The sequence below is a fragment of the Sporomusa sp. GT1 genome (genome assembly GCF_014634905.1).
GTDB lineage: Bacteria > Bacillota > Negativicutes > Sporomusales > Sporomusaceae > Sporomusa > Sporomusa sphaeroides.
On the sequence record NZ_BMBX01000009.1, the window covers coordinates 82,509 to 106,882 of the forward strand.

General features: G+C 44.3%; 29 protein-coding genes and 3 riboswitches. Of the genes, 5 read left to right on the plus strand and 24 right to left on the minus strand.

The window, feature by feature from the left end:
- Positions 1–13: 13 nt before the first annotated feature.
- A riboswitch (cyclic di-GMP riboswitch) is annotated at positions 14–101 on the minus strand.
- A 478-nt stretch (positions 102–579) separates the two neighbouring features.
- The 5 genes from GT1_RS12130 to GT1_RS12150 all read right to left on the minus strand — a co-directional run bounded on the left by GT1_RS12130 (position 580) and on the right by GT1_RS12150 (position 4,387).
- The gene (locus GT1_RS12130) at positions 580–2,283 is read right to left on the minus strand and encodes a methyl-accepting chemotaxis protein (RefSeq protein WP_223226210.1); all 1,704 of its coding nucleotides are present in this window, start codon (positions 2,281–2,283) and stop codon (positions 580–582) included.
- Between the two features lie 251 nt (positions 2,284–2,534).
- On the minus strand, positions 2,535–3,020 hold the full coding sequence (locus tag GT1_RS12135) for a pyridoxamine 5'-phosphate oxidase family protein (RefSeq protein WP_188398925.1): 486 nt from the start codon (positions 3,018–3,020) through the stop codon (positions 2,535–2,537).
- A 95-nt stretch (positions 3,021–3,115) separates the two neighbouring features.
- On the minus strand, positions 3,116–3,589 hold the full coding sequence (locus tag GT1_RS12140) for an HAD family hydrolase (protein WP_188398926.1): 474 nt from the start codon (positions 3,587–3,589) through the stop codon (positions 3,116–3,118).
- 39 nt (positions 3,590–3,628) lie between these two features.
- The gene (crcB, locus tag GT1_RS12145; RefSeq protein WP_188399017.1) at positions 3,629–4,003 is read right to left on the minus strand and encodes a fluoride efflux transporter CrcB; all 375 of its coding nucleotides are present in this window, start codon (positions 4,001–4,003) and stop codon (positions 3,629–3,631) included.
- Positions 4,004–4,039: 36 nt separating this feature from the next.
- On the minus strand, positions 4,040–4,387 hold the full coding sequence (locus GT1_RS12150; RefSeq protein ID WP_075756822.1) for a DUF190 domain-containing protein: 348 nt from the start codon (positions 4,385–4,387) through the stop codon (positions 4,040–4,042).
- A gap of 76 nt (positions 4,388–4,463) precedes the next feature.
- Positions 4,464–4,526, minus strand: a riboswitch (Fluoride riboswitch).
- 173 nt (positions 4,527–4,699) lie between these two features.
- Between GT1_RS12150 and GT1_RS12155 the strand changes: the two genes are divergently transcribed.
- Positions 4,700–5,806: a DUF362 domain-containing protein gene (locus tag GT1_RS12155; protein WP_188398927.1), complete on the plus strand. Its 1,107-nt coding sequence runs from the start codon at positions 4,700–4,702 to the stop codon at positions 5,804–5,806.
- A gap of 49 nt (positions 5,807–5,855) precedes the next feature.
- Here GT1_RS12155 and GT1_RS12160 read toward each other — a convergent pair whose 3' ends face one another.
- From GT1_RS12160 to GT1_RS12170, 3 genes are all read right to left on the minus strand, one after another.
- A complete protein-coding gene (locus GT1_RS12160; RefSeq protein WP_188398928.1) occupies positions 5,856–6,257 on the minus strand; it encodes a MerR family transcriptional regulator in 402 nt (133 codons plus the stop codon).
- Between the two features lie 213 nt (positions 6,258–6,470).
- A complete protein-coding gene (locus tag GT1_RS12165; RefSeq protein ID WP_075756820.1) occupies positions 6,471–6,650 on the minus strand; it encodes a transcriptional regulator in 180 nt (59 codons plus the stop codon).
- Between the two features lie 49 nt (positions 6,651–6,699).
- Positions 6,700–7,038 carry a DUF4280 domain-containing protein gene (locus tag GT1_RS12170; protein ID WP_255430439.1) on the minus strand — a complete coding sequence of 113 codons (339 nt, stop codon included), beginning with the start codon at positions 7,036–7,038 and terminating at the stop codon, positions 6,700–6,702.
- Between GT1_RS12170 and GT1_RS22225 the strand changes: the two genes are divergently transcribed.
- Positions 6,986–7,171 carry a hypothetical protein gene (locus GT1_RS22225; protein ID WP_223226225.1) on the plus strand — a complete coding sequence of 62 codons (186 nt, stop codon included), beginning with the start codon at positions 6,986–6,988 and terminating at the stop codon, positions 7,169–7,171. The two genes, GT1_RS12170 and GT1_RS22225, sit on opposite strands and share 53 nt — an antisense overlap.
- Before the next feature lie 12 nt (positions 7,172–7,183).
- Here GT1_RS22225 and GT1_RS12175 read toward each other — a convergent pair whose 3' ends face one another.
- From GT1_RS12175 to GT1_RS12200, 6 genes are all read right to left on the minus strand, one after another.
- On the minus strand, positions 7,184–7,651 hold the full coding sequence (locus GT1_RS12175; RefSeq protein WP_188398930.1) for a hypothetical protein: 468 nt from the start codon (positions 7,649–7,651) through the stop codon (positions 7,184–7,186).
- A gap of 364 nt (positions 7,652–8,015) precedes the next feature.
- On the minus strand, positions 8,016–9,371 hold the full coding sequence (gene gdhA / locus GT1_RS12180; RefSeq protein ID WP_188398931.1) for an NADP-specific glutamate dehydrogenase: 1,356 nt from the start codon (positions 9,369–9,371) through the stop codon (positions 8,016–8,018).
- 347 nt (positions 9,372–9,718) lie between these two features.
- Complete coding sequence (locus GT1_RS12185) at positions 9,719–12,664, minus strand: DUF5752 family protein (RefSeq protein WP_188398932.1); 2,946 nt, start codon at positions 12,662–12,664, stop codon at positions 9,719–9,721.
- A 116-nt stretch (positions 12,665–12,780) separates the two neighbouring features.
- Entirely contained in the window at positions 12,781–12,999 is a 219-nt protein-coding gene (locus tag GT1_RS12190) for a hypothetical protein (protein WP_188398933.1), read from the minus strand.
- Positions 13,000–13,062: 63 nt separating this feature from the next.
- On the minus strand, positions 13,063–13,905 hold the full coding sequence (locus GT1_RS12195; protein WP_188398934.1) for a hypothetical protein: 843 nt from the start codon (positions 13,903–13,905) through the stop codon (positions 13,063–13,065).
- Positions 13,906–13,953: 48 nt separating this feature from the next.
- Positions 13,954–14,016: riboswitch (Fluoride riboswitch) on the minus strand.
- A 44-nt stretch (positions 14,017–14,060) separates the two neighbouring features.
- Positions 14,061–14,516 carry a VOC family protein gene (locus GT1_RS12200; protein WP_188398935.1) on the minus strand — a complete coding sequence of 152 codons (456 nt, stop codon included), beginning with the start codon at positions 14,514–14,516 and terminating at the stop codon, positions 14,061–14,063.
- 166 nt (positions 14,517–14,682) lie between these two features.
- Between GT1_RS12200 and GT1_RS12205 the strand changes: the two genes are divergently transcribed.
- A complete protein-coding gene (locus GT1_RS12205) occupies positions 14,683–15,378 on the plus strand; it encodes a DUF421 domain-containing protein (protein ID WP_188398936.1) in 696 nt (231 codons plus the stop codon).
- Between the two features lie 91 nt (positions 15,379–15,469).
- On the opposite strand, the gene GT1_RS12210 is transcribed toward GT1_RS12205, so the two are convergent.
- Positions 15,470–15,724 carry a spore coat protein gene (locus GT1_RS12210; protein ID WP_188398937.1) on the minus strand — a complete coding sequence of 85 codons (255 nt, stop codon included), beginning with the start codon at positions 15,722–15,724 and terminating at the stop codon, positions 15,470–15,472.
- A 16-nt stretch (positions 15,725–15,740) separates the two neighbouring features.
- Positions 15,741–15,926: a hypothetical protein gene (locus tag GT1_RS12215; protein WP_188398938.1), complete on the minus strand. Its 186-nt coding sequence runs from the start codon at positions 15,924–15,926 to the stop codon at positions 15,741–15,743.
- A 295-nt stretch (positions 15,927–16,221) separates the two neighbouring features.
- On the opposite strand from GT1_RS12215, the gene GT1_RS12220 reads away from it, so the two are divergent.
- Positions 16,222–16,722: an iron dependent repressor, metal binding and dimerization domain protein gene (locus tag GT1_RS12220; protein ID WP_188398939.1), complete on the plus strand. Its 501-nt coding sequence runs from the start codon at positions 16,222–16,224 to the stop codon at positions 16,720–16,722.
- Positions 16,723–16,736: 14 nt separating this feature from the next.
- Here the strand turns inward: GT1_RS12220 and GT1_RS12225 are convergent, their stop codons facing one another.
- The 5 genes from GT1_RS12225 to GT1_RS12245 all read right to left on the minus strand — a co-directional run bounded on the left by GT1_RS12225 (position 16,737) and on the right by GT1_RS12245 (position 21,828).
- A complete protein-coding gene (locus GT1_RS12225) occupies positions 16,737–17,870 on the minus strand; it encodes a metal ABC transporter permease (protein ID WP_188398940.1) in 1,134 nt (377 codons plus the stop codon).
- Positions 17,764–18,795, minus strand: coding sequence for a metal ABC transporter permease (locus GT1_RS12230; RefSeq protein ID WP_188398941.1), 1,032 nt, complete (start codon positions 18,793–18,795; stop codon positions 17,764–17,766). Before GT1_RS12230 ends, GT1_RS12225 begins: the two co-directional genes overlap by 107 nt.
- Positions 18,796–18,950: 155 nt before the next feature.
- Entirely contained in the window at positions 18,951–19,661 is a 711-nt protein-coding gene (locus tag GT1_RS12235) for a metal ABC transporter ATP-binding protein (protein ID WP_188398942.1), read from the minus strand.
- An 8-nt stretch (positions 19,662–19,669) separates the two neighbouring features.
- A complete protein-coding gene (locus GT1_RS12240) occupies positions 19,670–20,617 on the minus strand; it encodes a metal ABC transporter solute-binding protein, Zn/Mn family (RefSeq protein ID WP_188398943.1) in 948 nt (315 codons plus the stop codon).
- Between the two features lie 341 nt (positions 20,618–20,958).
- On the minus strand, positions 20,959–21,828 hold the full coding sequence (locus GT1_RS12245; protein WP_188398944.1) for a LysR family transcriptional regulator: 870 nt from the start codon (positions 21,826–21,828) through the stop codon (positions 20,959–20,961).
- 250 nt (positions 21,829–22,078) lie between these two features.
- On the opposite strand from GT1_RS12245, the gene GT1_RS12250 reads away from it, so the two are divergent.
- Entirely contained in the window at positions 22,079–22,636 is a 558-nt protein-coding gene (locus GT1_RS12250) for a hypothetical protein (protein ID WP_188398945.1), read from the plus strand.
- A 242-nt stretch (positions 22,637–22,878) separates the two neighbouring features.
- Here GT1_RS12250 and GT1_RS12255 read toward each other — a convergent pair whose 3' ends face one another.
- From GT1_RS12255 to GT1_RS12265, 3 genes are all read right to left on the minus strand, one after another.
- The gene (locus GT1_RS12255; protein ID WP_188398947.1) at positions 22,879–23,418 is read right to left on the minus strand and encodes a MarR family winged helix-turn-helix transcriptional regulator; all 540 of its coding nucleotides are present in this window, start codon (positions 23,416–23,418) and stop codon (positions 22,879–22,881) included.
- Positions 23,419–23,644: 226 nt separating this feature from the next.
- Entirely contained in the window at positions 23,645–23,992 is a 348-nt protein-coding gene (locus GT1_RS12260; RefSeq protein WP_188398949.1) for an antibiotic biosynthesis monooxygenase, read from the minus strand.
- Positions 23,993–24,045: 53 nt separating this feature from the next.
- Positions 24,046–24,348: an MGMT family protein gene (locus tag GT1_RS12265; protein WP_188398951.1), complete on the minus strand. Its 303-nt coding sequence runs from the start codon at positions 24,346–24,348 to the stop codon at positions 24,046–24,048.
- Positions 24,349–24,374: the final 26 nt, after the last annotated feature.

The following is a 24,374-nucleotide window of genomic DNA, read 5'->3' on the forward strand; positions in this document are numbered from 1 at the left end:
CAGATTGCATGTTTAATGCAACCTGGCAATCATAGATGTAACTCATCCTTAGACCCATGGCTTTGCGTCCCTTCCTTTTGGAAAGTTTGCCCACTATTCCTTTTATATAATCTTTTTATACATCTATCGTCAAAATCCTGCTAAATGTGTGAAAAATTCCATTATTTAATTATCACTAAACCAATTATCTGCTCAAAAAACAAGATTACCTGGTTCCCCAAACTCTGTAATTTTTTTTACAGAATTCCGTATTAATTTAACTTCTTGGCCAAAACAATAATAATAGCAAGGCACTAACAACAAAAGCCTGAAGCAGCAAGTTCAAAACATCCCTAAATCTAACTCGCGACATTTATCTGATAGCACCTCCTGATCCCGCTTGTCGAGATAATTGAATGATTGATGCAGTCTGTATTTTAAGCATAACAAATAAATAAAAATCCATTGTTATATTCTAATTAAAAACAGGTTAATTACTTTTAGAAATCCGGTAAAAAATGCACAATATCTCTACACCGGAACTGCTTGTTGCTTAATCGGGCAGGAGACTGCCCATTAGTTGACAGCCGATTTCTTCCTCTATACCCGAAACTTAACCATTTCCATTTGGAGTGCTTGAGCCAGCCTTGACAGTTCTTCGCTGGAGGCCGCAATGTCTGCCGTTGAAGCCAGTTGTTCCTCAGTGGCTGCCGAAACGTTTTGAGCCTCTCCGGCCGACATCGTGCTGAGGGTGTCAATCGTTGTAACCGTTCCCACAATCTGCTGACTTTCGCCCGCTATTTGCTGAATGGCCGCAGAACTTTCACCCACCTGTTTGGATACACACGACACCACTTCTACGATTTCATGGAAGGCCCTTCCTGCGGCATTGACGACCTCAGCTCCGGCTTTTACTTCTCGCGTACCGTTGTTCATTGCCACGACAGCTTTATCGGTGTCTCCCTGGATTTCCCCAATCAGTTCTGCAATCTTCTTGGCTGCTTCCTGGGACTGCTCGGCAAGCTTGCGGACTTCCTCGGCTACTACGGCAAAGCCTCTTCCCTGTTCGCCCGCCCTTGCCGCCTCGATGGCTGCGTTAAGGGCCAGCAGATTGGTTTGACCGGCAATGCCGGAAATAGTGTCCACAATCTGGCCAATCTCCTTTGAGCGTTCCCCCAGCTTGGCCACGACCTCTGCCGAAGTGTTAACAGTGTCTTCAACCTGAAGCATTTGGCTAACTGCTTGTTCAACTGCCTTGCCGCCTTCATCGGCCTTCCCGGCCGCCTGGATGGATTGTTCTGCAACTTGGGTTATGTTGGCGGCTACCTGCTGTATACCTGCCGACATGTTCTCAACTACAGTAGATGCCTCATTGGCCGCTGCTAATTGCTCATTGGCTCCTGTGGCTACTCTGGTAATCGAAGCTGCAATTTGGTTAGCCGCCTGGGCTGACTGTTCTGAGTTCGCGGTGAGTTCTTCAGACGATGCTGCCAATGTATCGGCACTGTTCTTGATCTGGCCAACAATACCACGTAGTGTGCGCTTCATATTTATAATAGCTTCGGCCATATCACCAATTTCATCATTGCGAGTCGCATGGAAATCTGGTCTGCTTAAGTCCAGCGCTCCAACCGCCGATACCTCTGTTTTTAGGTTATTCAGACGGACAGTTACTTGCCTGCTATAAATAACCGCGACAAGTATTGCTAAAATCGTCACAATTGTACCGGCCATCATCCCGATTTGGCTTTGCACCTTTGACTGATTGATTAGAAAATTGCTATCGGCATTGATGGCGTTGCCTAGTTTTTGGGCCGTAACTACAAACTGAGCATCAATCTGGTCAACTAATTGACGCCCCGCATTAAGTACTTTGTTCAGGTCAGGATCATTATTTTTTTTGGCTGCTATCGCTTTATCGCCAAGTACAAGATATTCAGCCAGCAGTTTTTCTAATTGTCCAGCATTTTCATCGCTATTCCGGGCAGTCTCATTATATTTTTTTACCGTCTCATAACTGTTGCCAAAATTGCTGCGATAACCTTGTTCGTATTGAACTGCCCCGTCAGCATAAAACAGAAAACCGCGCATATTCAGCAGCGCCCGGGTAAAATCAGTATGGGCATCTTTGACCATGATCAGCCTTGCCGAGGCAGTGTTAACCTTATCACTATATTCTACTATCGCGGTTGTAGTGTTTGAGTAACTATATAGCACATACCCTAATATTACGAGAAAAAATAAAATTGTCACCGTAAAAATAGCAGTAAGTTGTACAATGATTGGATACCGTCTGGTCGTCATTTTTGCCATCTCCTTAAAAGTAAATAAGTAAGTTGGTAATATATAGCTATCTTGTTTTATTATGGCATAGTGACTTTTCTTACAGGTTACAAAACAGTTAAGTTTTAGTTAATTATGTACGGGAGTGCCATTTGGCACTCCCGTACATAATTAACTCTTAAGTCGGTTATCTCGCATATCAGGTTTCAAAATGCGTTCTGCGACACCCTTATTTTTTTGCTTGCATAGTTTAATTAGTATGGAAGATGTTCTTATTTTTTAGCCTTGACGTATTCAATAGCTTCCTTACCGGTTATATGCTCAACATCAATTGCAATAATATAAGATTGCGTACAGCCGGTGATTTCCTTATGTTTGACTGCCTCCGGCTGATCTCCTGAATATTTTTCAACTAAAGCCTTAAAAGCTTCCAGCCATTCATCACCTTCTACAATTCTGGCTTTACCAAAAGCAATAACACTACGGAAATAGGAAGTATATTTTTCACTTATGATCCTATCTTCATCTATTACGGCAAAAGATACCTTGGGGTTCTTTCTGATAGCATCGACTTTATGTCCGGATTTCGCTGAATGGAAATAGATTTTGTCATTAAAATAAATATAGCTAAGGGGAACTGTATAAGGATAATCTTCATCACCTAAGCACGCAAGGACACCATTTGTGCATCTATCCATTACAGCTACGGTGTCTTCCATTGATAATAATTGCTTACCTCTTCTCATTTCTCTAAACATCGTTGTTTCCTCGCTTTCATCTCAGACAGTGTTTACTGCGCCTGTTTTAACTATCTATCATGAGCTTTTCGGACATGTTCACCCGCTGGCAGTCTTTACGCCCGCAGGGTCGCAATCAGTCGCTTAGGCTGCAATAACAGCCTAATGGCGTCCGCCGGCGACCGCACCACGATATTGGCCGCCGCCAATACACCGGTACCAACGCCTTCTGGTCCCAGCACGCAAATTTTCAGTCCTGCGATGAAAAACATCGGCTGATCGTTGGTGCCATTGCCCACGACAACGGTGTGCTCAGCTCCCCATTCCTGGACGTACCGGGCTTTTTCCGTCCCATTCTGATCTTTTGCTAATATAATCAGTTCCACCCCCGGCACGTCTGCCAATTCCTGACGGGCCAAGCCGAAAGTATCTGCCGTAATCACGGCAACGTGCACTTTGGCCGCCAGCTCGGCCAGTAATTGCCGTACATCGTCGGACATACGCCCGTCCTCAGCCAGCGTCCCGTTATAATCAAACACTACATGACGGAATTCATATTGTCTGCCATTGGGCAACTGTATGGAAATCATTGTTTTCACTCTCCTTTTATTCCGGTAATTTGTCAGCTGCTAAAATAATCTGGCAACTCCGATCCCCAGCCAGGTAGCAGAGAAACCGACCAGAACATTGAGCCCGACATTATAAAAAGCGCGCAGCATATCTGTTTCTTGCATTAAATGAATTGTTTCGTAGCTAAACGAAGAAAAGGTCGTCATCCCTCCCACAAACCCCACAGTAATAAGCAAGCGCCAATACGGGCTAATACTTAACCGCTCTGTTGTCATCGTCATGAAGGCACCAATAATAAAACAACCCACAACATTTACAATCAGCGTGCCATAAGGAAATTCTGCGCCAAACCGGGCAGCAGCCCAGTTAGACACTAAATAGCGGGCCGTTGCCCCAACAGCTCCACCGATTGCTACTAATATTACTCCTAACAACTCTTTCACCTCATTTGCAGCAATTGTTCGCCAGGATTAGCGTTTCGGCGGCTTGTGTCCATATTTGACAACCTCCACATCGTCAATTGTGACCATGCCTTCTTCCAGCATATCATCCAAAAAGGGCAACAGCTTGGCGATATATTCCTCACTGTCGATAAGTTCAAGCAAAATAGGCAAATCACTGGATAAATCCACAATACTGGCCGTATGAATCCGGCTGTTGGCCCCATAGCCCATAATGCCGCGAAAAACCGTCGCCCCTGCCATATCCAGTTCTTTGGCTTTTCTCACAATAGCATGATACAAGGACTGTCGTTTCCAGTGATCACTTTCCCCGATATAAATCCGTAGTCGTTTGGCCTGACTTGCAATTTTGGGCACAGTAACTTCCTCCTTCGATTTAAGTATACCCTTTCCTTTACACTTTCTGTTGGGAAAAGAACAGACTCCTACCACCTAAGTGGTAGGAGTCATTACCGTTTGCACGGGATTCAGGGCGAACTCCATCGCCGCTATTTAAATATATTTTTATTATACCAGCCTGCCGGATTCAGCGTCAATAGAGATATCACGCTACTTTAAAATATCTCATGGCCAGATATTTTTTTTTATAATCTATTGACTTTGAGTCAACTCAAAGTTGTAACATAAATACAGACTGCATTACCTTGTATTAGAAAGGGGAAAAGAAATATGTCCAGTAAAGTATTTTTTGCAAATTTACGTTCCAGAACAAATAGGAATAATAAAATTAGTAAGCTAAAAAACTTATTTGATCAGGCCGGCTTCCATGAGCTTATTCAACCGGCTGACCTTACAGCTGTAAAACTGACCTTTGGCGAACGTGGCAGTGATGGTTTTATTAATCCTGTTTTTGTACGTCAGATAGTGGATAAAATAAAGGAAAAGGGAGGTAAAGCTTTTCTAACCGACACGAATACACTCTATTCAGGGAGCCGGCATAATTCGGTGGATCATTTATTGACTGCTTTAGAACACGGCTTTGATTACTCGGTTACAGGGGCGCCCCTCATCATAGCTGATGGCCTGCGCAGTGAAAATATTACCGAGATAGAGATTAATAAAAAACATTTTAATAAAGTGAAACTGGCTAAAGACATTGTTAGCGCAGACAGCGTAATCGTATTGTCGCACTTTAAAGGTCATGAAATGGCGGGCTTCGGCGGAGCCATAAAAAATCTTGCCATGGGTGGAGCACCGGCAGTAGGAAAAAAAGAGCAGCATGCTCTTAAGATTGTGGTCAATCAGGAGAAATGCGTTGGCTGTGAAAAGTGCAGTGCAGTTTGTCCGGAAGCAGCCATTACGGTGAATGATAAAAAAGCAAGTGTCGAGGCGGATAAATGTATTGGCTGCGGTGAATGCTTACCGGTTTGTCCTGTAAAAGCCAACGGCATGGACTGGGAAACAGATCTGACAGCATTTCTGGAGCGAATGACCGAATACGGCTATGGATTTGCCAAAGCCCACGCAGGACGTATTGGCTATATTAACGTTCTGCTAAATATCACGCCGGATTGCGACTGTGTACCCTGGAGCGATGCACCGATTGTTCCTGATATTGGTTTTCTTGCATCCACCGATCCAGTTGCTATTGATCAGGCAAGTTATGACCTGGTAAATAAGCAGTTTGGATTCTCCGACTCCCTGCTTGCTTGCAATTTTGAAGCCGGAGCAGATAAGTTTCAGGCTTTGCGTTCCCACATCGACGGTACTATCCAAATGCGCTATGGAGAAGAAATCGGCATGGGCAGCCGCGATTATGAATTAATCATTCTGTAGGCTTGCCGGTATTTGCCTGATAAGCAAAGGGTTCGCAATCCTGTTGCAGCTAAAAGTAAGCTTTTGTCGGTCTGCTTAGTGTTTTTTCCGCCTCAAGTATCTTCTGGTCAAATATAGAAATTTTATAATCCAGGCGCTCCAGGACTTTCTGCATTTCTTCCAGTCTTGCTACAAGTTGTTTACGCTGTTCGATAAGCAGGTCTTTTCTTGCTTTAAGTGTTTCCTCGCTCCCACCCTCAAGATACAGCCTGACATACTCAATCAGTACATCAACCGAAAGACCGGCACCTCGCATACATTTGATGAATTCAACCCAACCGCAGTCTTCTTCGGTATAATCCCTGATCCCGCTTTTATTGCGGTTCACACGGGGAATCAGTCCGATGCGCTCATAATAGCGGAGCGTATCCTGGGAAATATCATACTTTTGACTTACTTCTGTAATTGTCATACGGGTTCTCACCTCCTGCTACCGACAGCATACCACCTGGAGTTGACTCTAAGTCAAGCATAAACTACAAAAATACTATATTTTGCTGCAATGATGACAAGGAACTCCAAATAGGGAGCTAAGGCTGCACCTACCGGGAGTTCCTTGTTGTCGTAGTTCAATCATTCGTCTGATAAATGACCGATTAACACCTGACTCTTTGGGAGCCAGTCATCATTTTGCCGGTTCCCACTTACAACGTACAGGCGAAATGATGGCATTTTCCGCTTTCAATTCTTTAAATGCCTTATCAATATCCTTTCGGTCCAACCCGGACAGTTTCTCAACCTCACCTGCACTTAAAGGTTTACCAGCAGCTTTCATTGTTTCAATAACAGCGTTTTTAACACTCATACTCTAACCTCCTAAAATCTTTCACTATTTTTCCACTACCCAGTTAAAATTATGTGATTTGAATAGTCGTTTGTCCCGGATCAACAATCTGAATCACACCACCCCACGCGCACATCAAATTAGCTGTCTTGTTCAGGGCTGGGCAATTGGCAATCATAACCGTAACTGAACCTGGCACCCATGGGGCTGGGATGACAGGGATGCACGGCATCGGTGTCAATACGCCGAGCGCGGCCGCCGTAGCTGCCGCCACCGTTGGATTGGCCAGAGATGAGCACATGCCGAAAGGCATAACATTGACCAGCGGCTTATTGTCCATAATGTTCGCAACAGGCATGTTTGAAATCACCCTGTTTTGTGGCAGCACCACCAGTGAAGATGGCGCCATACCGAAAGAACACCACAGCCTGGCACCGCCGCACACACACATTCCCATTGGCTTTTCCCCCTTCGCTTGCGGTTTCTGCAGTTCCGGCCGGTTATGGTTTACCCAGCCGGCTTGCCTGCCATATCCGGCTTGATAAGGTGTATTGTCAATTCATTTTGATCATCGCGCCTTTTAGTTCCAGGATGCCGGCGGACTCAATTTTCATGGATGCTCCGCTAGTCAGTGCCGCCGTAACCGCTCCTTTTATCTGTAAAGCCTGTCTGGACTCCAGCGAAATGGTGTCCGCTTTCAACGTAACTTTTCCTCCTTCTTGGTTGCCCAATTCCAGAGCGGCTCTGCCGCCGGCTGCGTGAAAAGAGATGTTGTTTTCGGCAGTTACCAAAATTTTTCCGTTTTTTCCGTCGATCTGCAACATATTTCGGCCGTCTTTATCCTGAACTACAATCATTTGTTGCTCATCTTCCAGACTAATTTTCAGGTTTTTCGGGGTATGGATTTCCAGACGTTCCCCATCTTTTTCCTCTGCGAAAATAATCTCATGACCGCCCTTGGTCTTGATTCGTTTCACCGTATTTTTTTCGCCTTCATCCTGCCGGCTATCCTGAGGATGCATTATTTCAACCCCTTATTATGAAATATGACAAACCGCAAATGTTTCATTAACATGATGCTTTCATATTGAAATTCTCCTACCATAAATTCATTGTGCAGGTTCGCTTGTCAGCGTTAAAAGAAAAATTCAATAGCCATAATTCTCCAACCCATAGCAAAAAACCTTCCTTTTTGTCAGAAACAAAATGTATCTATGATAAAACTAACGATTTACCCGGTATCGATTTTCTAAAAAAATATCGCCTAAACCTAGGTTTAGGCGAGCATAAATACTTGTTTGAAATTTTTCCCAGTCAGTAATCTCTTTTACCGACTTAGGCGGCAAATATCCCCTTTATTCTCAAGCTGCATTTAATTGCGCGGCTCTATACCACACCCTGCGCTTTCATAGCCTCGGCAACTTTAATGAAGCCGGCAATATTGGCGCCAACAACCAGATTGTCCTTATGGGCATACTCTTCAGCCGCCTGGCTGGAGTTTTTATAGATATTGAGCATGATCGTTTTGAGTTTAGCGTCAACTTCTTCAAAGGACCAAGCCATCCGCAGGCTGTTTTGAGACATTTCAAGTCCGGAAACAGACACGCCGCCGGCATTAGCAGCTTTTGAAGGTCCAAGATATACTCCGTTTTTCAGGAAGTATTCAATAGCATCGTTTGTGCAAGGCATATTGGACCCTTCGCAAACGAATTTCACGCCGTTGGCGACAATCTTTTCGGCATCCTCGATAAGAATCTCGTTTTGCGTAGCACAAGGAATTATAACATCAACCTTAACGCCCCAGGGCTTTTCGCCGGGGAAGAATTTAACACCATATTTATCCGCATAGTCTTGAACCTGATCGCGGCAAGATGCTCTCATTTCGAGCAGGTATTCAATTTTCTCGCCACTGACGCCATCCGGATCGTATACATAGCCGTCAGGACCTGAAAGGGTTACAACCCTGCCGCCCAGTTCAGTAACCTTCTTTACCGTTCCCCAGGTAACATTGCCAAAACCTGATACGGCTACGGTTTTACCTTCAAAGCTGGTATCTTTGGACTTCAGCATTTCCTGACAGAAGTAAACAATACCATAACCGGTAGCTTCCGGGCGAGCCAGGCTGCCGCCATAAGTAAGACCTTTTCCGGTCAAAACGCCATTTTCATAACTGCCGATAATTCTCTTATATTGTCCAAAAAGATAGCCAATCTCCCTGCCGCCAACGCCAAGGTCACCGGCCGGCACATCGGTATTGGGTCCGACATAGCGATACAGTTCTGTCATGAAGCTCTGGCAAAAACGCATAACCTCGGCATCCGATTTGCCTTTCGGGTCGAAATCAGATCCGCCTTTGCCACCGCCCATCGGTAAACTTGTCAGCGAATTTTTGAAGGTTTGTTCAAAACCGAGGAATTTGATAATGCCGATGTTAACCGACGGATGGAATCTGAGCCCGCCTTTATATGGCCCAATGGCACTATTGAACTGAACCCGGAAACCACGGTTCACTCTCACCCTGCCAGTGTCATCCATCCAAGGTACACGGAAAATAAATTGCCGCTCCGGCTCCACAATCCTCTCAACAATTCCTAGTTCAATATATTCGGGATTTTTTTCAAGAACAGGTACTAAAGAGCCAAGCACTTCCTGGACCGTCTGGTGGAATTCAGGTTCATTTGCATTTCGTTCAACAACGCGGCGATAAATTTCATCACAGTACTTTTGAGCATTTGTAGTCATGTTCCAATCCCCCTTAATATTTTGCATAATATATCCAATTCTCTGTACTTATATTATACTACTCTGGTTTGGATTTTGTACACATAATTTAACAGAATTTTCGCTCAGATGCTCCTCTCTAAATCCACCGTTGAAAGACTACGTTTCTTTCCAGCAAACAAAATCAGGTCAATTCTGAACAACAACAATATTTGCAGTATTCATCGCTGAATTATTCGATGAATACTGCTATTTTTGTTGCCTGCAAAAGCAATATTGTAATTCTACAGGAAACATCAAAAATATTTCGCATTTTTTTATTACTACTTTTGCAGGAGTATAATCTTCTTTGCCCTGGGAAGCCAGGCTTATTTGTAAATAATACCTTTAAAGCTTCTCCCGTCAATTTTTGCCCTAAATGGCTCCTGCCTCCTAACCAGCTTGACAAATTTGGTTTGCTGCAGTACAGGCTGGTTGAGCAGCCATTCCCAGTCAAGCATCCCGGCAGCTTGATTATTGTACTGAATGTGGAAATATCCCATGCCGGTGGCTGTCAGATTATGAAAAAAATGACTGCCAAGTGAAGGTTCCGGACGAAGGTTTTTCAGATCGACTTCCACGATGATCATAGCCCGGGACATTTGCTCCCAGGTCAAAGGAATTCCTAACCAGCGGTCTGCTGTTCCCATTCTGCCAAAGCCAACGAGAATGCACCGGCGTCCTTCCCTGATCAGCACCTGGTTTAACTCACCAATCTCATTAGCAATTTGAACACTGTCCTGCAAATTAAAATCTGCCGGATCCACAAAAATGATATCGTGAATATTTTGGTAACTGCCGTTGCCAATGGTGTGGTGACTGAAACACCAGAATGCCTCCGGTTCATCCATATTAACTTCAAAAGCTTCCCTGCCGACCACCATCGGCCTGATTTGCAGGAAATTAAACTCCTTGGGTTTGCTTTTATCCTTAGGAATATTGACAGCAAATTCGATTTCCACATCGGTGCCAAACGACTGTTTCCCCAACCCCAGCAAGTCTTTAATAATTTGCCTCAATGGCAGCCTATTATACTTGAGAATGGGTGCAAATGTCACCAGCTTTGGCCCTTGTTGATATATGTTGTCATAGATACAGTCATTTTCTACCGAATAGGTGCTGCCAATATACTCGAGTGACTGATCTTTATGAGCCTGAGAAATCAACAGCTTCTTATAAATATAATCTTCATCGGCCCTGAGCGTAATGTCGGCGGAATCCTTAAAATTTATCGCATAAAACGCATGCTGCGATTTTTCCAGATACTCCTTAGGGCCTGAAACAAGAGGATTAAGCTTAGGATAAGCCGGAGAAAACCGGTATACCCGCTCACCTTCAACAATAGCTTTGCCTAATCCCAAGGCCAGACTTACGATTCCATCTTCCGGCTTCAGCGGATCAAAAGGATAAAAGTTATAGGATTGAGCCACACCGGAAATGGCTGGATAATAGTGATCACCATAATGTTCTCCAACCAATTCCTGAATCAGAACAGCCATTTTCTCTTCTTCGATCCGGATATCCGCATTCTTGGCGTATTGTACAGGAGCTGCATAAAACACCGAGGCATAGACCAGCTTAACCGCATCTTCAAGCTGCTTAACCCGAATTTCGGGGTCAGCGTGACAGTTTGGCACCACATAGGTATTGTAGATACCGGCAAAAGGCAGTATCCGCGAATCCTCCAGGATGCTTGACGAACGAACCGCAAGCGGACATTTGATATATTGGGTCAGGACAAGCAGATTTTCCTTCGTACCAGCCGGTAAAGGGCTTGCCGTAAATTTTTGCGCTATCTCCGCTTCTGTCGGGCCAGTAGCCAGAAAGGAATACAGTTTATTTTCTTCAATAAATTTTTCAAAAGCATCACTGCCAATAACAAACGAACGAGGCACCTTGATTTTCATATCTTCGTACTTATCTGCCAATTGGGCTTTGGCAATCATGCCATTCATGAAAGCGACCCCTCTGGCCTTCCCGCCTAAAGAACCTGTTCCCAGTTTTATAAAGGCATTCTCCATATCTTTTTTGGAAAGCCCTTCAAAAGCAAGAACCAGTCCGGATTGATATTTTTGAAAATAACCATTCAGCACTTTCAGGATATAGGCTCGAATATCAGCGGCACTGGATACATTCTCTGTATCCACGAATCTCAGTCTATCCGCCACCTCGACTTCGGCCCGGGCACGGAACCAGCGTGAAAAGTCATTTTTCTTCGCATGATAGTAAAGGCTTGCATCCGGCAAATCACGGATGATCCTTTCCAGGTTGGTGATGTCAGTTGCCTTATCAATGACTCTGCCATCAGGATACTTAAATACAAAAGAGCCGAAACCATAATTTTCCAGAATGTATGTACGTATATTCTGCAGCAGTTTGGGCGAGTTTTTATTGAGAAAATCCAAACGCAGGGCTTCGGCCTTGGCGGCATTTTCCGCTTCCTCGGACTGTAATAAAAACGGCAGGTCAGGAATGTTCTCCCGCACGATTTTGTTTAATTCAATACCAGCCTGGGGATGCAGTATCCCATTCTTAGGAAACCTCACATCAGAAATTATCCCCAGCAAATTATGGCGATACTTGCTGATAATTTCCATTGCTTCTTCATAGGTTTCCGCGAGAAGGATTTTCGGCCGCAGCCGTACCCTGAGCAAACCATGCTTTATATTCATGGCATGCAGCACCAGGTAGCGGGTCTGCGTCAAAATTTCCGTATAAATAGTAGGCAATATTTGCGAGTAATATGCCGGAGAATCATCCACCAAAAGGATGGCCTGAACACCCAGCTTACTGTCAGCTTCCACGTTTTGCTTGTCTTCGATGTATTTAATAATGGCAACCAGAACTTTATTATCTCCCGACCAGTGGAAGACCCTGTCTATACAAGAAATTGCCCGAATCCGGGCAATTATTTCCGGAGTGAGCCGGTCATAAGAAAGCATAACAATCGGGATGTTTGGGTAAGCTTCGTGAATTTTTGTCTCAACCTCAAATGAACTCATATCGCTTATGCGGGACATGGTAATGATCAAATGGATGGGCCTTAATTTTAATTCTTCCCAAGCATCCTCCCCGTCAGCTACCCAATGAATCCTGGGAATAAAAGGAATACTCAAATCATTGAAATGATGGTAAATCTGCTCGATTAACATGCCATCTTCCTCAAGGACATATGCGTCGTATGCAGTAGATATCAACAGTATTTCCGTGACCCTGAATTTCATCAGGTCATGAATACCTGAAAAACGGGCTTTCATATCACCGAATCTATTCATAGCACTTCTCCTATTCCTTGAAATATCATCCCTGCTATCAGTATATACTAAATTGGCTTAAGAATCGATTAGAAACGGCAATGAAGGCAGAATTTTCAAACGTATCCGGCGTTAATTTACTTGCTATCCACTGCTTGACTCTCTCTTGCCACCGGCTTAACGGCTTCCAGGCAGTCACGGCACTCCAGCACGAATAGCAGTGCATACAAATTGGCCATTTTGGCCATTAACAGCATTTCCTGCCCCGGCTGATACCCCTCCTGTCCGCGGAGCAGGTCGCCGCATTCTCCCTCCAGTTCAGCCAGACAGGCATACAATTGCTCCCATTCCGTCATATCATTCGCCCCTTTGCGCCTCCTTGGCGCTGTCAATACTGTTTTTCCCCATCAGTGTACCGTTCATCCACCCCTGATTTCATCCAGCAGAGCGGCAAGAACCAACAGGGAGGATTGCGCTGGAGCCGAGAAATGTATGGCTATGCACTCTCCGGGCAGTTTCAATTGCCAAACTCCGGTTTTATCCCATGTCGCCGGCTCCAGTTGCCATTCCTTGATTTTCGCCAGTGGAATATAACGGCGTACCACTCCGTACCGCCCCATACTCCCGCCGCTGCCAGCATCACTCACGAAGATCAGTTCCCTGTCGGTCAGTACGCACACATAGGCTGCCGTCAGCCGACGACGGGAAAACAGAAAGCGCGGTATAGTGAGCTCTGGTTGATATACTGTGGTGAATACCCTCTCTCCCGGTAAAACACATTCTTTAGCATAATTCAAAAACCTATAATCAATTGCTGCTAAACTTTCCAGGGCTTCCTGTCCCTCCCCCCGGACCTCTCGGCTCGCCCCACCCCACGTCTGGCGCACAGCCTGCACCACCTGCGTAAATAACGCCGCCGCCACCGCATTATACTCTACCTGCACTACTGCCGGCCTGCCGACCGCCACTCCACTTAGCCGCAGCCAGGAATATAAATGCACTGCCCCTTGCTCCACATAGTCCAGGTCGTCAAGCAGCCATTCACTGACCTGGACACCATCTACGGTATTTTCCAATACGCTGATTTTTTTATCACACAGCATAGTTAACCGGGCGTTCACCTTGCAACTACCCCAGCCATCGGGTGGCGAATAAATAAGATACGGCGGCAGCCGATCAGCAGGTACAAACGGCCGAAACAGTCCGGGTATCTCCTCCCAGGCGATCAGTTGCCGAGCCCAGACGTCAGTCAGTGACAGCATGATGCTCCCTTCTTTCCTCTAATACTGGAAAATAAAAACTCCTACCGCTTTACGGTAGGAGTCATCACCTGGCCAGCCAGGATTCGGGCGAACTCCATCGCCCCAAACTTTTATTTTTTTTATTATAACAGGCTCAGGGAAAAAATGTCAATCCTTTATTGGTATGAATTTTCTGCAAAACTATTCCTTTTTTCCTCCCATAACCGTCTGCGTTCTTCAAAACTTACTGCTTTATGCACTTGATGCAGCAGCCATTGATAGCCGAAAGCGTCGAGAAATATAGCATTGGTCACTCCGTAATCAGGCAGTTCAGTCACTGGCTGAAGCTCTGTACAGCCCGCGCTGATAGCCTTTGCAAAGGTTGACTTGATATCAGGAACGAGGATATTAAACCATATTGATTGAGGGTTATCCAGGGTTGGCGCTTTCAAGCCGAAGGTCGGGTTTTCATCCAACATATGAAAGCGTACTTCATACAGTGTAAAAATGACTTCATTTTCACCTTTGGGGAAATTCGTAACCTCAACACGCTGGAGATCAAATACTTTTTCGTATAATTCCAATGCTTTCAGGCTGTCGGAAACAACCATGTCAATTTCTACCCCGGTCATTGTAAAGCCTCCTTAAACAAAATCCTTTGTTTCAATTTTTCCACAATTGGTACTTGCTATTCTCGGAAGTAAGCTACCTGGCTGATAACATGAGCGGCTAACGGATAGAATAAGATGGTCGGGCCTACAACCATGGCCTGATAATACTTCGGGGGAGGACGGGAATTTGGCAACTGATTTTGAACTAATTATTCGAACATTAATTACTTTGCTCACTCTGCTTATTATTACGAGGATTTTGGGGAGAAGAACTCTATCTGAGTTAACTTTTTATGATTTTGTCGTCGGCCTAATTCTCGGTAATATTGGTGCTGCAATCATCACAGACGGATTCAGTATTCGTGAGGGGATAATTGCTCTGGTTGTTGCAACATTATGGGCTTTGACCATGAATGTGTTGTCGCTAAAATTCATTCCCGCCCGCAAAATGATTGAAGCCGAACCGCTTCTGGTTATCAACGGGGGTAAAATCTTAGAAGGCAATCTACAAAAGCGCTACTATAATATCAATGATCTTCTGGAAATGCTCCGGGAAAAAGAGATATTCGACCCCAATCAAGTCGAGAAAGCGCTAATTGAATCAGACGGCCAGCTTAGTGTATTAAAAAAACCGGAATATCAAAGCCCGGCAATGAAAGACTTAAATAACCCCGGCGGCCAGACCCCAGTAAGCCGTCTAACCGGTACAGAGGTTATAATTGACGGGAAAGTCATCGAACAGGGGTTAGCCAAAAGCGGCTTAACACTGCAAAAACTAGAGCTCCAGTTGCTCAGCCTAGGCATCAAAAATGTTGAAGATGTGATGCTGGCAATGTTTACTCCTGAGGGTAATCTATATATTGATAAGAAAAACGATGCTTGATTATAAGGCGATTAACCTATGTATTATCCAGCCATAAAGTAATTAACCCGCAGCTTCATGCTGCGGGTTAATTACTTTACTAGGCACTATTTTACGAAGATGAACTTGTTAACTCCGATTTTACTTGCTGGATATCATTTGGTGCAGCAGGAGCAGCCGGCTTGTAATATCCCTTTTGCATAGCAGTTTGAGCGATTTGATACTGCCGCTGTTCATCCTGGTTTCGCATTTGTTGAAAGGTTGAACGCAATTGAGAGTCGCCTGTTTCAGCAATTACATTAGCATAGGTTGCTAAACTGCTTTTTATCATGGCTAAATAATCATTAAGCATATCTTTATCATTCATGATTTAGCTTGCCTCCCTATTGTAAAAATGACATAAGTTTCTGTTTCGCGTTTCTGGCTGCCGCTGCATCGGTTTGAAACATTTGCTTAAGCTGTGCATCAGTGCACTGCTGAGCATATGCTTCCAGTTTATTGGCCACCGTTTCATGACCGCCAATCATGTGTCGTAAGTGTTGAAGATCCATTTGATTTAATTGTGCCAAAGCTAACACTCCTTTCCATATATTTCACGATTATTATTAATTGAAATATTCTTCATTATTCAGGTAAAATAAGGTAATTCAAATCCCCTGTTTTTGGGGCTCAAACCTGACGTGGTTTTTTATGAAACCAAGCCACTCCCTAAGCGAGCGGCTTGATAGAATATTCACCGATAATCCGCATAAAATCAATACTGAATATACTTTTTCCAATGACTTAATGTTTTACTTTCTTTATCTAAAGCTGTCTTTCCGGTCTAAGGGTTTATTATTAGTATAAGAATTGGGAAGTGGTGTTATGAAAAGTGATTTCCACACCTTCCGCGGCTATCAACTACTCATTCAGCAACAGCAGGCTTTAACGCCAAGTATGGAAGATTATCTGGAAATGATTTATCGTAACTGTGTAAAAGAAGGTCATGTCCGGATGAACCAGCTTGCCGATCAGCTTAATGTCCGCTCGTCTTCAGTGACGAAAATTGTACAAAAGCTGGCAGAATTAGACTTCCTTATTTATCGTCCCTATGGAATTATACAGTTGACTGAAAAGGGAACTACTATGGGCAAGTTCCTTTTGCAGCGTCATAATATGCTGAAAGATTTTTTAGAAAAACTGGGACTGACAGGCACCTTGCTCCAGGACACCGAAATGCTGGAACATCATGTCAGTTTGGAACTTCTGAAAACTATCGGAATCTTTTTGTTGTTTTTAGAAAGTCAACCGGCTTTTTTACAGGCTTTTACCGAGTTTCGCCAAACACTGCCCAAAGCCACGCCGGCTATCGACCTTGACAACTAATACTTAACCCCCTTCTAAACCTCATAGCCGGATAGCTGGCGGTATAATTTACTTTGCTGCACATAACTCCTGCCTTCGGCCGTAATTCGTATCTCATTTGCCTGTAATGCAGCGTATTGGTTTATAACCAGCCGGTCAAGCACCTTGTGAAAGAAAGACGCCTGCCATTGAAGTTGATTGACAAGGTCATCTGCCTGCCCTTGCCCGCCCCCTGGTTTCCTAGCTTCAAGGGTTAATAGATGAATGAGCAACGCCAGACCGGCAAATTCATATTTTTGTTGACAAGACTGCCGGATTACCGCAATAATCCCCTTCCGGGGCGCTGTCATTACTACGGTAAAAAAAATCAACCCAGTCATTGTTGCCATGGAACCGGCAATCGAGACATCCAGCCAAAAAGATGCCGCATAACCGGTCACCGCACTAAGGATACCGAAAAACACGCTGGCTAAGATCATATGCTGTAGTTTCTCTGTGATAAAATAGGCGGTAGCCGGCGGTCCAACCATTAATGCAACCACTAAGATTGCGCCAACCGCATTAAAAGCTCCTACCGCGGTTACCGAGACCATTGTCATCAAAGAATAATGGACTATGGCCGGCGAAATTCCCAGAACACCTGCCAGTATTGGATCAAAGGTAACCAGTTTCAATTCTTTGTAAAACAAACCGATATAGCCGAGATTGAGGCTAAGGATGCAGGCCATAACATAGAGTGATTTAGGTCCGATATCAACATTATTTACAACTAACCGGTCAAACGGGGCAAACGCCAGCTCCCCTAGTAATACAGCGTCTGTGTCTAAATGAACGTCACCGGCATAGCGACTGATGAGCAACACACCAATACTAAATAACAGGGGAAATACCAAGCCAATGGATGCATCTTCACTAATTTTTTGGACCTTTTGAATAAATTCGACCAAAAATACGGTCACAAGCCCCATCAAAGCTGCACCGATGAGTAACAAAGGCGAGTTCAAGTCATGCGTGATAAAGAAAGCGATAACAATTCCTAATAAGATAGTATGGCTGATAGCATCACTCATCATCGCCATTTTTCTTAAAATCAGGAATACACCTGGCAGGGAACAAGCGGCAGCGGTTACAATGGCAATATTCAATATTTCCAATTGCGCCTGGTTCATACGAATTCTCTCCTTTTGCTAAGTTTCCGGTATTGGAGTTTGCTTGCAGCCGCTTGCCGGTTTCTGCGAATTTGCGCCATAACCAGCCCCGCCTAGGAGCTGCCAGCAGGGAAATGATTACAATACAGGTCACCACGATAATAATGACCGGCCCTGTAGGCACCCGGGACCCCAGCGAACTGAGCATCGTCCCGACGATGCCGGCGGCTGCACCGAACAATGCCGACAACAAAGTCATAACAGACAAGCGATCTGTCCATTGCCTGGCGGCAACCGCCGGCGAGATCAACATAGCGCTCATCAATACCACCCCGACACTCTGCAAGCCAATGACAATTGACAACACCACCAGCCCTGTCAAAAAAACATCTAACAGCTTTACAGAAAATCCAAGACTTGCAGCATATTCATAGTCAAAGCACAAAATCTTGAATTCTTTCCAAAAAAGCAGCACCAATAGGAGCACAATAGCGGCTATACCCGCCATCATCTGGATATCACGGCTTAGCAGGGTCGCCGCCTGACCGAAAAGAAATTTTTCTAAACCGGCCTGATTCGCGTTGGGCGTTTTCTGAATATAAGTAAGCAGGACCAGGCCAAAGCCAAAGAAGACTGATAAAGTCATTCCCAGGGAAGTGTCATATTTCACCTTGGTATAACGTGAAACGGCTAATACGGCCAACGCAGCCAGCCAGCCTGACACCAAAGCGCCAATTAACAGCAGGGAGGTTGTTTTGGTATTGGTCAAAATAAACGCCAGACAAATCCCCGGTAAAGCTGCATGGGAAATCGCGTCGCCAATTAAACTGCGTTTACGCAGCACCTCATAAACTCCCAGAGTGCCGCTTAGCAATCCGAATATGGCTGACCCCAGGGCCACCGTCACAAAAGTATAATCCAGGGTCAGTATGGCGGGTAATGTCATAGTATCACTTCCATTCTTATCTTCTTGAACCGTAAGTTCAGCAAGAGAGCGGGCAGCCTGCCTGAATGCAGGGCGCTGCGCGCTCCTTGCTGAAATATCCTGTTCCCTGATTTACACCGGGAAACTTTTTTAGGCGTGGGAAACTTTGGGATATACTAAGACCGATAAGTTAATTTAATGAGGTCGTCGGTAAATACATCCTCAATGGTGCCGCTGGCAATCAGTTTGACATTTAGCAGTGTGACCCAGTCAAAGTATTCCGGCACAGTCTGCAAATCATGGTGCACCACCACAACAGTTTTCCCTTCAGTCCGCAGCTTCTGCAGCAATTTTACAATCGTTTTCTCTGTTTTGGCATCTACGCCTTGAAAGGGTTCATCCATAAAGTAAATTTCCGCATCCTGTGCTAATGCTCTGGCTAAAAAAACGCGTTGTTGCTGGCCCCCGGATAATTGACTTATTTGCCGCTCAGCAAAACTTTCCATGCCAACCTGCTCCAGTGCGCGCATTGCCAATTGCCGGTCATAGTCCCGCGGACGGCGCAGCCAGCCTAAAGAACCATAGCGCCCCATTAGAGTGACATCAAATACACTGGTGGGAAAATCCCAGTCAACACTGCCCCGTTGCGGTACATAGCTGACTTTTTTCCGTTGTTCCTGGTACGGTTTGTTCCAAAAGGAGATTCTCCCTGCCGCCGAACGAACCAGCCCGAGTGCAGTTTTAATCAAAGTTGATTTTCCCGCACCATTAGGCCCCACAATTGCCATCAAAATTCCCGAAGGTATTTCCAGGTTGACATTCCAGATAACCGGCCGCTCCTGATAGGCGACTGTTAAATCTTCTATTTTTAACGCTGCCTCTTGCATAGGACCTCCTATTCCGCTAATAATGCCTTAACTATGGTATTAATGTTGTGCTCAATCGTTCCGGTATAAGTACCTGTCGGAGTGCCTGATTCTCCTAATGAGTCGGAGAATAATTCACCGCCGATTTGGACCTGAAACCCACGCGCCTTTACTGCTTCCTGCAAAGCTTCAATGGTTTTTTTAGGAACAGAAGTCTCTACAAAGATTGCCGCAATTTTGTTTTGTACAATAAAGTCGGCCAACTCCCGCACATCGGCAGTACCGGCTTCCGCTGCCGTGCTGATGCCCTGCAAGCCTTTAACTTCAAAACCGTAAGCCCTGCCAAAATAGTTAAACGCATCATGTGCGGTAATTAACACCCGGGACTGTTCCGGCACCCGTTTCGCTTGCGCCTGCACATAACTATGTAGCGCGTTCAGTTTGCTAATATATGCGGCGGCATTTTGCTCAAACTGCTCTTTATGAGCCGGTTCCAAAGCAATTAAGGCTTCTTTTACTTTTGCCACAGCCAACATCCAGTTTTGTACATCAAACCAGATATGCGGATCGTAGTTTCCGTCAAACTCTTCAGATTCAAGCAATCTGGACTTGTCAAGCGTTTCACCTACCGCCAGCGTAGCAACTCCCGCCTTCTGCATTTGTGCAAACACATCGCTCATCTTCCCCTCTAAATGCAGACCATTATAAATAATTAAACGGGCTTTGCTCATTTTATTAACATCCCCGGCGCTTGGTTTGTACAGATGAGGGTCGATACCTGCTCCCATCAACCCTTCCACAGTCACATAGTCACCGCCAATGACTTGCACCAAATCGGTTAACATCGTAGTTGTTGTAACGATATGAGGTTTAGCGTGAACAGACTGGGCTGACCGTTGACCATCTGAACCGCAAGCGGCTGTAAATAGCCCAGTAATAAGCAGGAGCACCAATACCCAGATTGTTTTTATTTTCATTGATTACGAACCTCCTCAATTGATATGAAATTTTGTCTTTGCAAGGAATTACCTTGATGATAAGTATTTAAATAAACACAACACTCCTTATTAAATATTTGAACCTGCAGGCCAGCTCTAATCGATATACCGGTAGAATATATTATGCGATCGGCTACAAATGGTTCCCGCGGCTAACATTTTGATAAACTTATTTATTTTCAGATATACTGTACAGAATTGAGCCCCTTTCCAGTGAAAATGTTGTCCATATAATATAAAAGCCTGCCGTAAAAATACGGCAGGCTTTTATATCAGGAAGACGGCTGCTCTAGATGTATTATTGTGTTCTCTATGTACCGTTATTCTGTCGTGCCGCTCTCTTCGCCTTTCAGAATATCAATCAGCTTCATTGCAGCTCGCGACAATTTCTTTTCCCTGTGATATACGACCCAGACACTAAACTCCGGCCGGGGAACATTAGTAAACTCAATTAACGAGCCGTCTGCAAGCAGGTTTTTGACCAGATTTAGCGGCAAGGCGCCACAACCCAATCCCTGTAAAATAGAGTTTTTCATGGCTTCCGCATCGTTGTAAACAATGGATGGTTCATTTTTTTTACACCCAAGCGTTTTGTCATATAACGAGCGAAACAATCCCCCTGCTTTATAGCCCAACAGAGGATATTCCAAAATGTCAGTGCTGTGCTTGAATTTTTCAGCAACCTTTGGATGTACAACCCAAACCAATTGCTCTTTGAAGACTTCAAATCCAGTGAGATAATCCAACGACAGTTCTTTTTGAATAATTCCCAAATCAAAGCGATTTTCCGCAATGCCTTTTGGAACAGTGGCTGCATGAGAGCACATTTCCATAGTAACTGAGCAATGGGGTACTTGTTGTTGAAAGGTCTGGAGATAGGGCGCCAAAATATAATTAACTGTGGTTGTCGAAATGCCAATTTTGATATTCCCCGGATGAGCGCTTAATGCCTTGTGAGCCTCATCATAGATCGCCAATAGCTTTTCCGCGTAAGCAATCAATTCCCGTCCAGCATCAGTAATAAACAGTTTTTTCCCGACCCGGTCAAATAGCATGACGCCAAAGGCTTGCTCTAACGCGCGTATCTGCCCAGTAACCGTTGGCTGGGTAAAGTTCAATTGTTCTGCCGCTTGGGTCATGTTGCCAAGTTTTGCGACCATCAAAAAAGTCTGGAAAAGCTGAATGTCCATATTTCACCTCTTTGTCCCATTAGCCTGTCAGTTTTGCCATTGTAAAACTATGATGGACATAATTCATTATATTCTTCTAAATCCAACTGCTTTCTCCTGCTGGGTAATGTGAATCTGCTTGCTAAGAAAACCTTATTGATTCAATAACGATTGCCAATTTCACAGTTCAATGCAGCAGGACTATACTTTAATCAAGAACAAAGTATTATGAGGAGGAAATGAAAAATGGAAATGCTTATATTTTATTTAATTGCTATTTATATTTCAGCAGTTGAAACCAGCAATGAAAGAAAAGAGTAATACCTGTTCTGCATTTTGCCTGGAAGATTCTGCCGCGGAAAAAATAATTTCTGTTTGGGAGTTATTAGCAGAAAACAAACACTTCCCTTTTCCAGATTACGGCCACCGGAAAATGGCTCTGCAGGATTGCTGGCGTAGCTATGACAATGCCGCTCAACAAAAAGCAGTCCGCAGAATCTTACAAAGAATGAACATTGATATTGAAGAATTAGATGAAAACTACAATAAAACAAGATTTTGCGGAGTTTCACTCTATGAGCCGCTGCCTAAACAAAATGGAGACTTTGCCCCAAATCGCTTCATTGAAAATGCTGAAGACCTTTTTATTTCGCATACAGAAGAGGAACAGGCAGCATTAATGAAAAAACACTGCGATAAAATTAACTCCCACGAAGTTGTCTGTTATTGCACTGCCTGTATAAAAGGCATCAATCTTGGCGAAAAAAATGGTATTCACTTATTAGACCTCATGTTTGGAATAGAACCTAAAGCAACTGCAGGCCTTTAATTAGCAGGCAGGCCTAAATCCAGGGATAGCATCAGCCACCACAGTACCATCCTTAATAGTATCATTTTGTTTGCACCCTCGATAAAAGAAAAAACCTGAACTTATCTTTCCGAAAAAGAAAGCAAATTTAGGGTCTACTGAGTAAAAAAGCCTATGAATCCTTAGTAATTAAGAGTTCATAAGCTTTTTCCAGTTCTAACCTTTTTATTGTTTAGTAAAACCTTCATGAGCTAATTCGTATTTTAGAAATCTTCTCTACCACGCCTGCCAAACCCCATATGACGGCCTGCAAAACCATGCGCGTGCGGCCCATGTCCGTGAAAATCAGGTTGTTCGCCGCCAAGTGTTTCTTTTAACGTTGCAATAATACGGTCTAGATACCCAGCCAAAATTTCTTGTTCCTCTTTGTTCAAGCTTTGGAACATTTCGTCTGCTGCGAGTTTTTGGGCACGCCGCTGTTCATTCTCTGCAGCCACCTCTGCCCCTTCATCTGTTAACTTGATATCCATGGCGCGCTTGTCTTCAGCTGAGGGTGTGCGGGTGATATAACCATTTTGTTCCAGTTTAGTCAATAATTCTCCCAAAGATTGTGGTCGTATGCCAAGTAAATACGCGAGTTTCTTTTGGCTCATTTCCGGTTGCATCTTGAGCAAAGACAGAATTCGGCCTTGCCCGCGATAAGGATCATGAAGATGGCTGGCCCCCATCTGATGGTGCTTTTGCATGAATAAACGACTAAGCATGATGAATCTTTCAGTTAAACTGATATTTTCTTTTTCCATACTTATCTCTCCTTGTATTTTACTAAGGTACCTTAAATATATAATAAAGGTACCTTAGTGATTTGTCAATATTTTTTCCCTGGAAAATAACGTTATAATTGCTTGCTATATAAAAAAAAACGCTCATCACAGCTAAAATGGCTGATTGAGCGTTTTGACATATATAAATAATTCCTACTATAGTCCCTAGAAAATAGTTTTCTATCTATCGTCTCACATTCCAAATTTACTGGCTAAGTAACCTATTGGAATCTGCCGGAGCATCTGACCGTTCGCTATTGCTATAACTGCGAAGTTGAGACGCAACTGTAATAGTATAGCTTTCAAACATTAAAGCATATCCCTGTCGCTGACTCATACGATGTTCTGTTTGATTGCGCCATTTACTTACCGCTTCCTCGTTTTCCCAAACAGACAGACTAAGCAGTTTTCCTTCATTTACAAGACTGGCGAAACGCTCTGCACGTATGAATCCTTCACTTTTTACAAGCTCATTTTTAAGATCAGCAGCTAAGGCAAGATACTCATCCATATAACTCTTTTTAACTTTAACTTCAAACAAAACTAATATCACTTACATACACCTTTTTTCTATAAATATTTGCAGTGCGAAAATGGATTAATAGTTCATCCAGACCAACTGCATGACTTCATATCAACGCGGCCGTCCATTAGGAAAGGCACACCTTCGGCTTCCAAAAGAGCCTTGCGGATATTTGCATACATGCCGCCTGTAATGGAACCATCTGCCATAACAACCCGCTGCCACGGCAAATGATCCGGGCAACAACGCATAGCCCAGCCAACCACCCGCGCCGCGCGGGGGCGTCCCAGCATCCGGGCGATCTGGCCATAGGATACCACTTTGCCGTAAGGTATTTGCCCAACAACGGCGTACACTTGCTGAAAAAACGGATTCGAATTCAACATTAACTCACCCTGACTTGTTTATAGTT

Bases quoted from the DNA above. Each gene is read 5' to 3' on its own strand.
- GT1_RS12240 (WP_188398943.1), bottom strand. From the start codon at position 20,617: ATGAAAATAAAAACAATCTGGGTATTGGTGCTCCTGCTTATTACTGGG.
- GT1_RS12235 (WP_188398942.1), bottom strand. From the start codon at position 19,661: ATGCAAGAGGCAGCGTTAAAAATAGAAGATTTAACAGTCGCCTATCAG.
- GT1_RS12185 (WP_188398932.1), bottom strand. From the start codon at position 12,664: ATGAATAGATTCGGTGATATGAAAGCCCGTTTTTCAGGTATTCATGAC.
- GT1_RS12175 (WP_188398930.1), bottom strand. From the start codon at position 7,651: ATGCATCCTCAGGATAGCCGGCAGGATGAAGGCGAAAAAAATACGGTG.
- GT1_RS12130 (WP_223226210.1), bottom strand. From the start codon at position 2,283: ATGACGACCAGACGGTATCCAATCATTGTACAACTTACTGCTATTTTT.
- GT1_RS12230 (WP_188398941.1), bottom strand. From the start codon at position 18,795: ATGACATTACCCGCCATACTGACCCTGGATTATACTTTTGTGACGGTG.
- GT1_RS12195 (WP_188398934.1), bottom strand. From the start codon at position 13,905: ATGCTGTCACTGACTGACGTCTGGGCTCGGCAACTGATCGCCTGGGAG.
- GT1_RS12190 (WP_188398933.1), bottom strand. From the start codon at position 12,999: ATGACGGAATGGGAGCAATTGTATGCCTGTCTGGCTGAACTGGAGGGA.
- GT1_RS12155 (WP_188398927.1), top strand. From the start codon at position 4,700: ATGTCCAGTAAAGTATTTTTTGCAAATTTACGTTCCAGAACAAATAGG.
- GT1_RS12160 (WP_188398928.1), bottom strand. From the start codon at position 6,257: ATGACAATTACAGAAGTAAGTCAAAAGTATGATATTTCCCAGGATACG.
- GT1_RS12170 (WP_255430439.1), bottom strand. From the start codon at position 7,038: ATGGCGCCATCTTCACTGGTGGTGCTGCCACAAAACAGGGTGATTTCA.
- gdhA (WP_188398931.1), bottom strand. From the start codon at position 9,371: ATGACTACAAATGCTCAAAAGTACTGTGATGAAATTTATCGCCGCGTT.
- GT1_RS12200 (WP_188398935.1), bottom strand. From the start codon at position 14,516: ATGACCGGGGTAGAAATTGACATGGTTGTTTCCGACAGCCTGAAAGCA.
- GT1_RS12245 (WP_188398944.1), bottom strand. From the start codon at position 21,828: ATGGACATTCAGCTTTTCCAGACTTTTTTGATGGTCGCAAAACTTGGC.
- GT1_RS12255 (WP_188398947.1), bottom strand. From the start codon at position 23,418: ATGGAAAAAGAAAATATCAGTTTAACTGAAAGATTCATCATGCTTAGT.
- GT1_RS12225 (WP_188398940.1), bottom strand. From the start codon at position 17,870: ATGAACCAGGCGCAATTGGAAATATTGAATATTGCCATTGTAACCGCT.
- GT1_RS12210 (WP_188398937.1), bottom strand. From the start codon at position 15,724: ATGAATGATAAAGATATGCTTAATGATTATTTAGCCATGATAAAAAGC.
- GT1_RS12220 (WP_188398939.1), top strand. From the start codon at position 16,222: ATGAAAAGTGATTTCCACACCTTCCGCGGCTATCAACTACTCATTCAG.
- GT1_RS22225 (WP_223226225.1), top strand. From the start codon at position 6,986: ATGTTTGAAATCACCCTGTTTTGTGGCAGCACCACCAGTGAAGATGGC.
- GT1_RS12140 (WP_188398926.1), bottom strand. From the start codon at position 3,589: ATGATTTCCATACAGTTGCCCAATGGCAGACAATATGAATTCCGTCAT.
- GT1_RS12165 (WP_075756820.1), bottom strand. From the start codon at position 6,650: ATGAGTGTTAAAAACGCTGTTATTGAAACAATGAAAGCTGCTGGTAAA.
- GT1_RS12135 (WP_188398925.1), bottom strand. From the start codon at position 3,020: ATGTTTAGAGAAATGAGAAGAGGTAAGCAATTATTATCAATGGAAGAC.
- GT1_RS12265 (WP_188398951.1), bottom strand. From the start codon at position 24,348: ATGTTGAATTCGAATCCGTTTTTTCAGCAAGTGTACGCCGTTGTTGGG.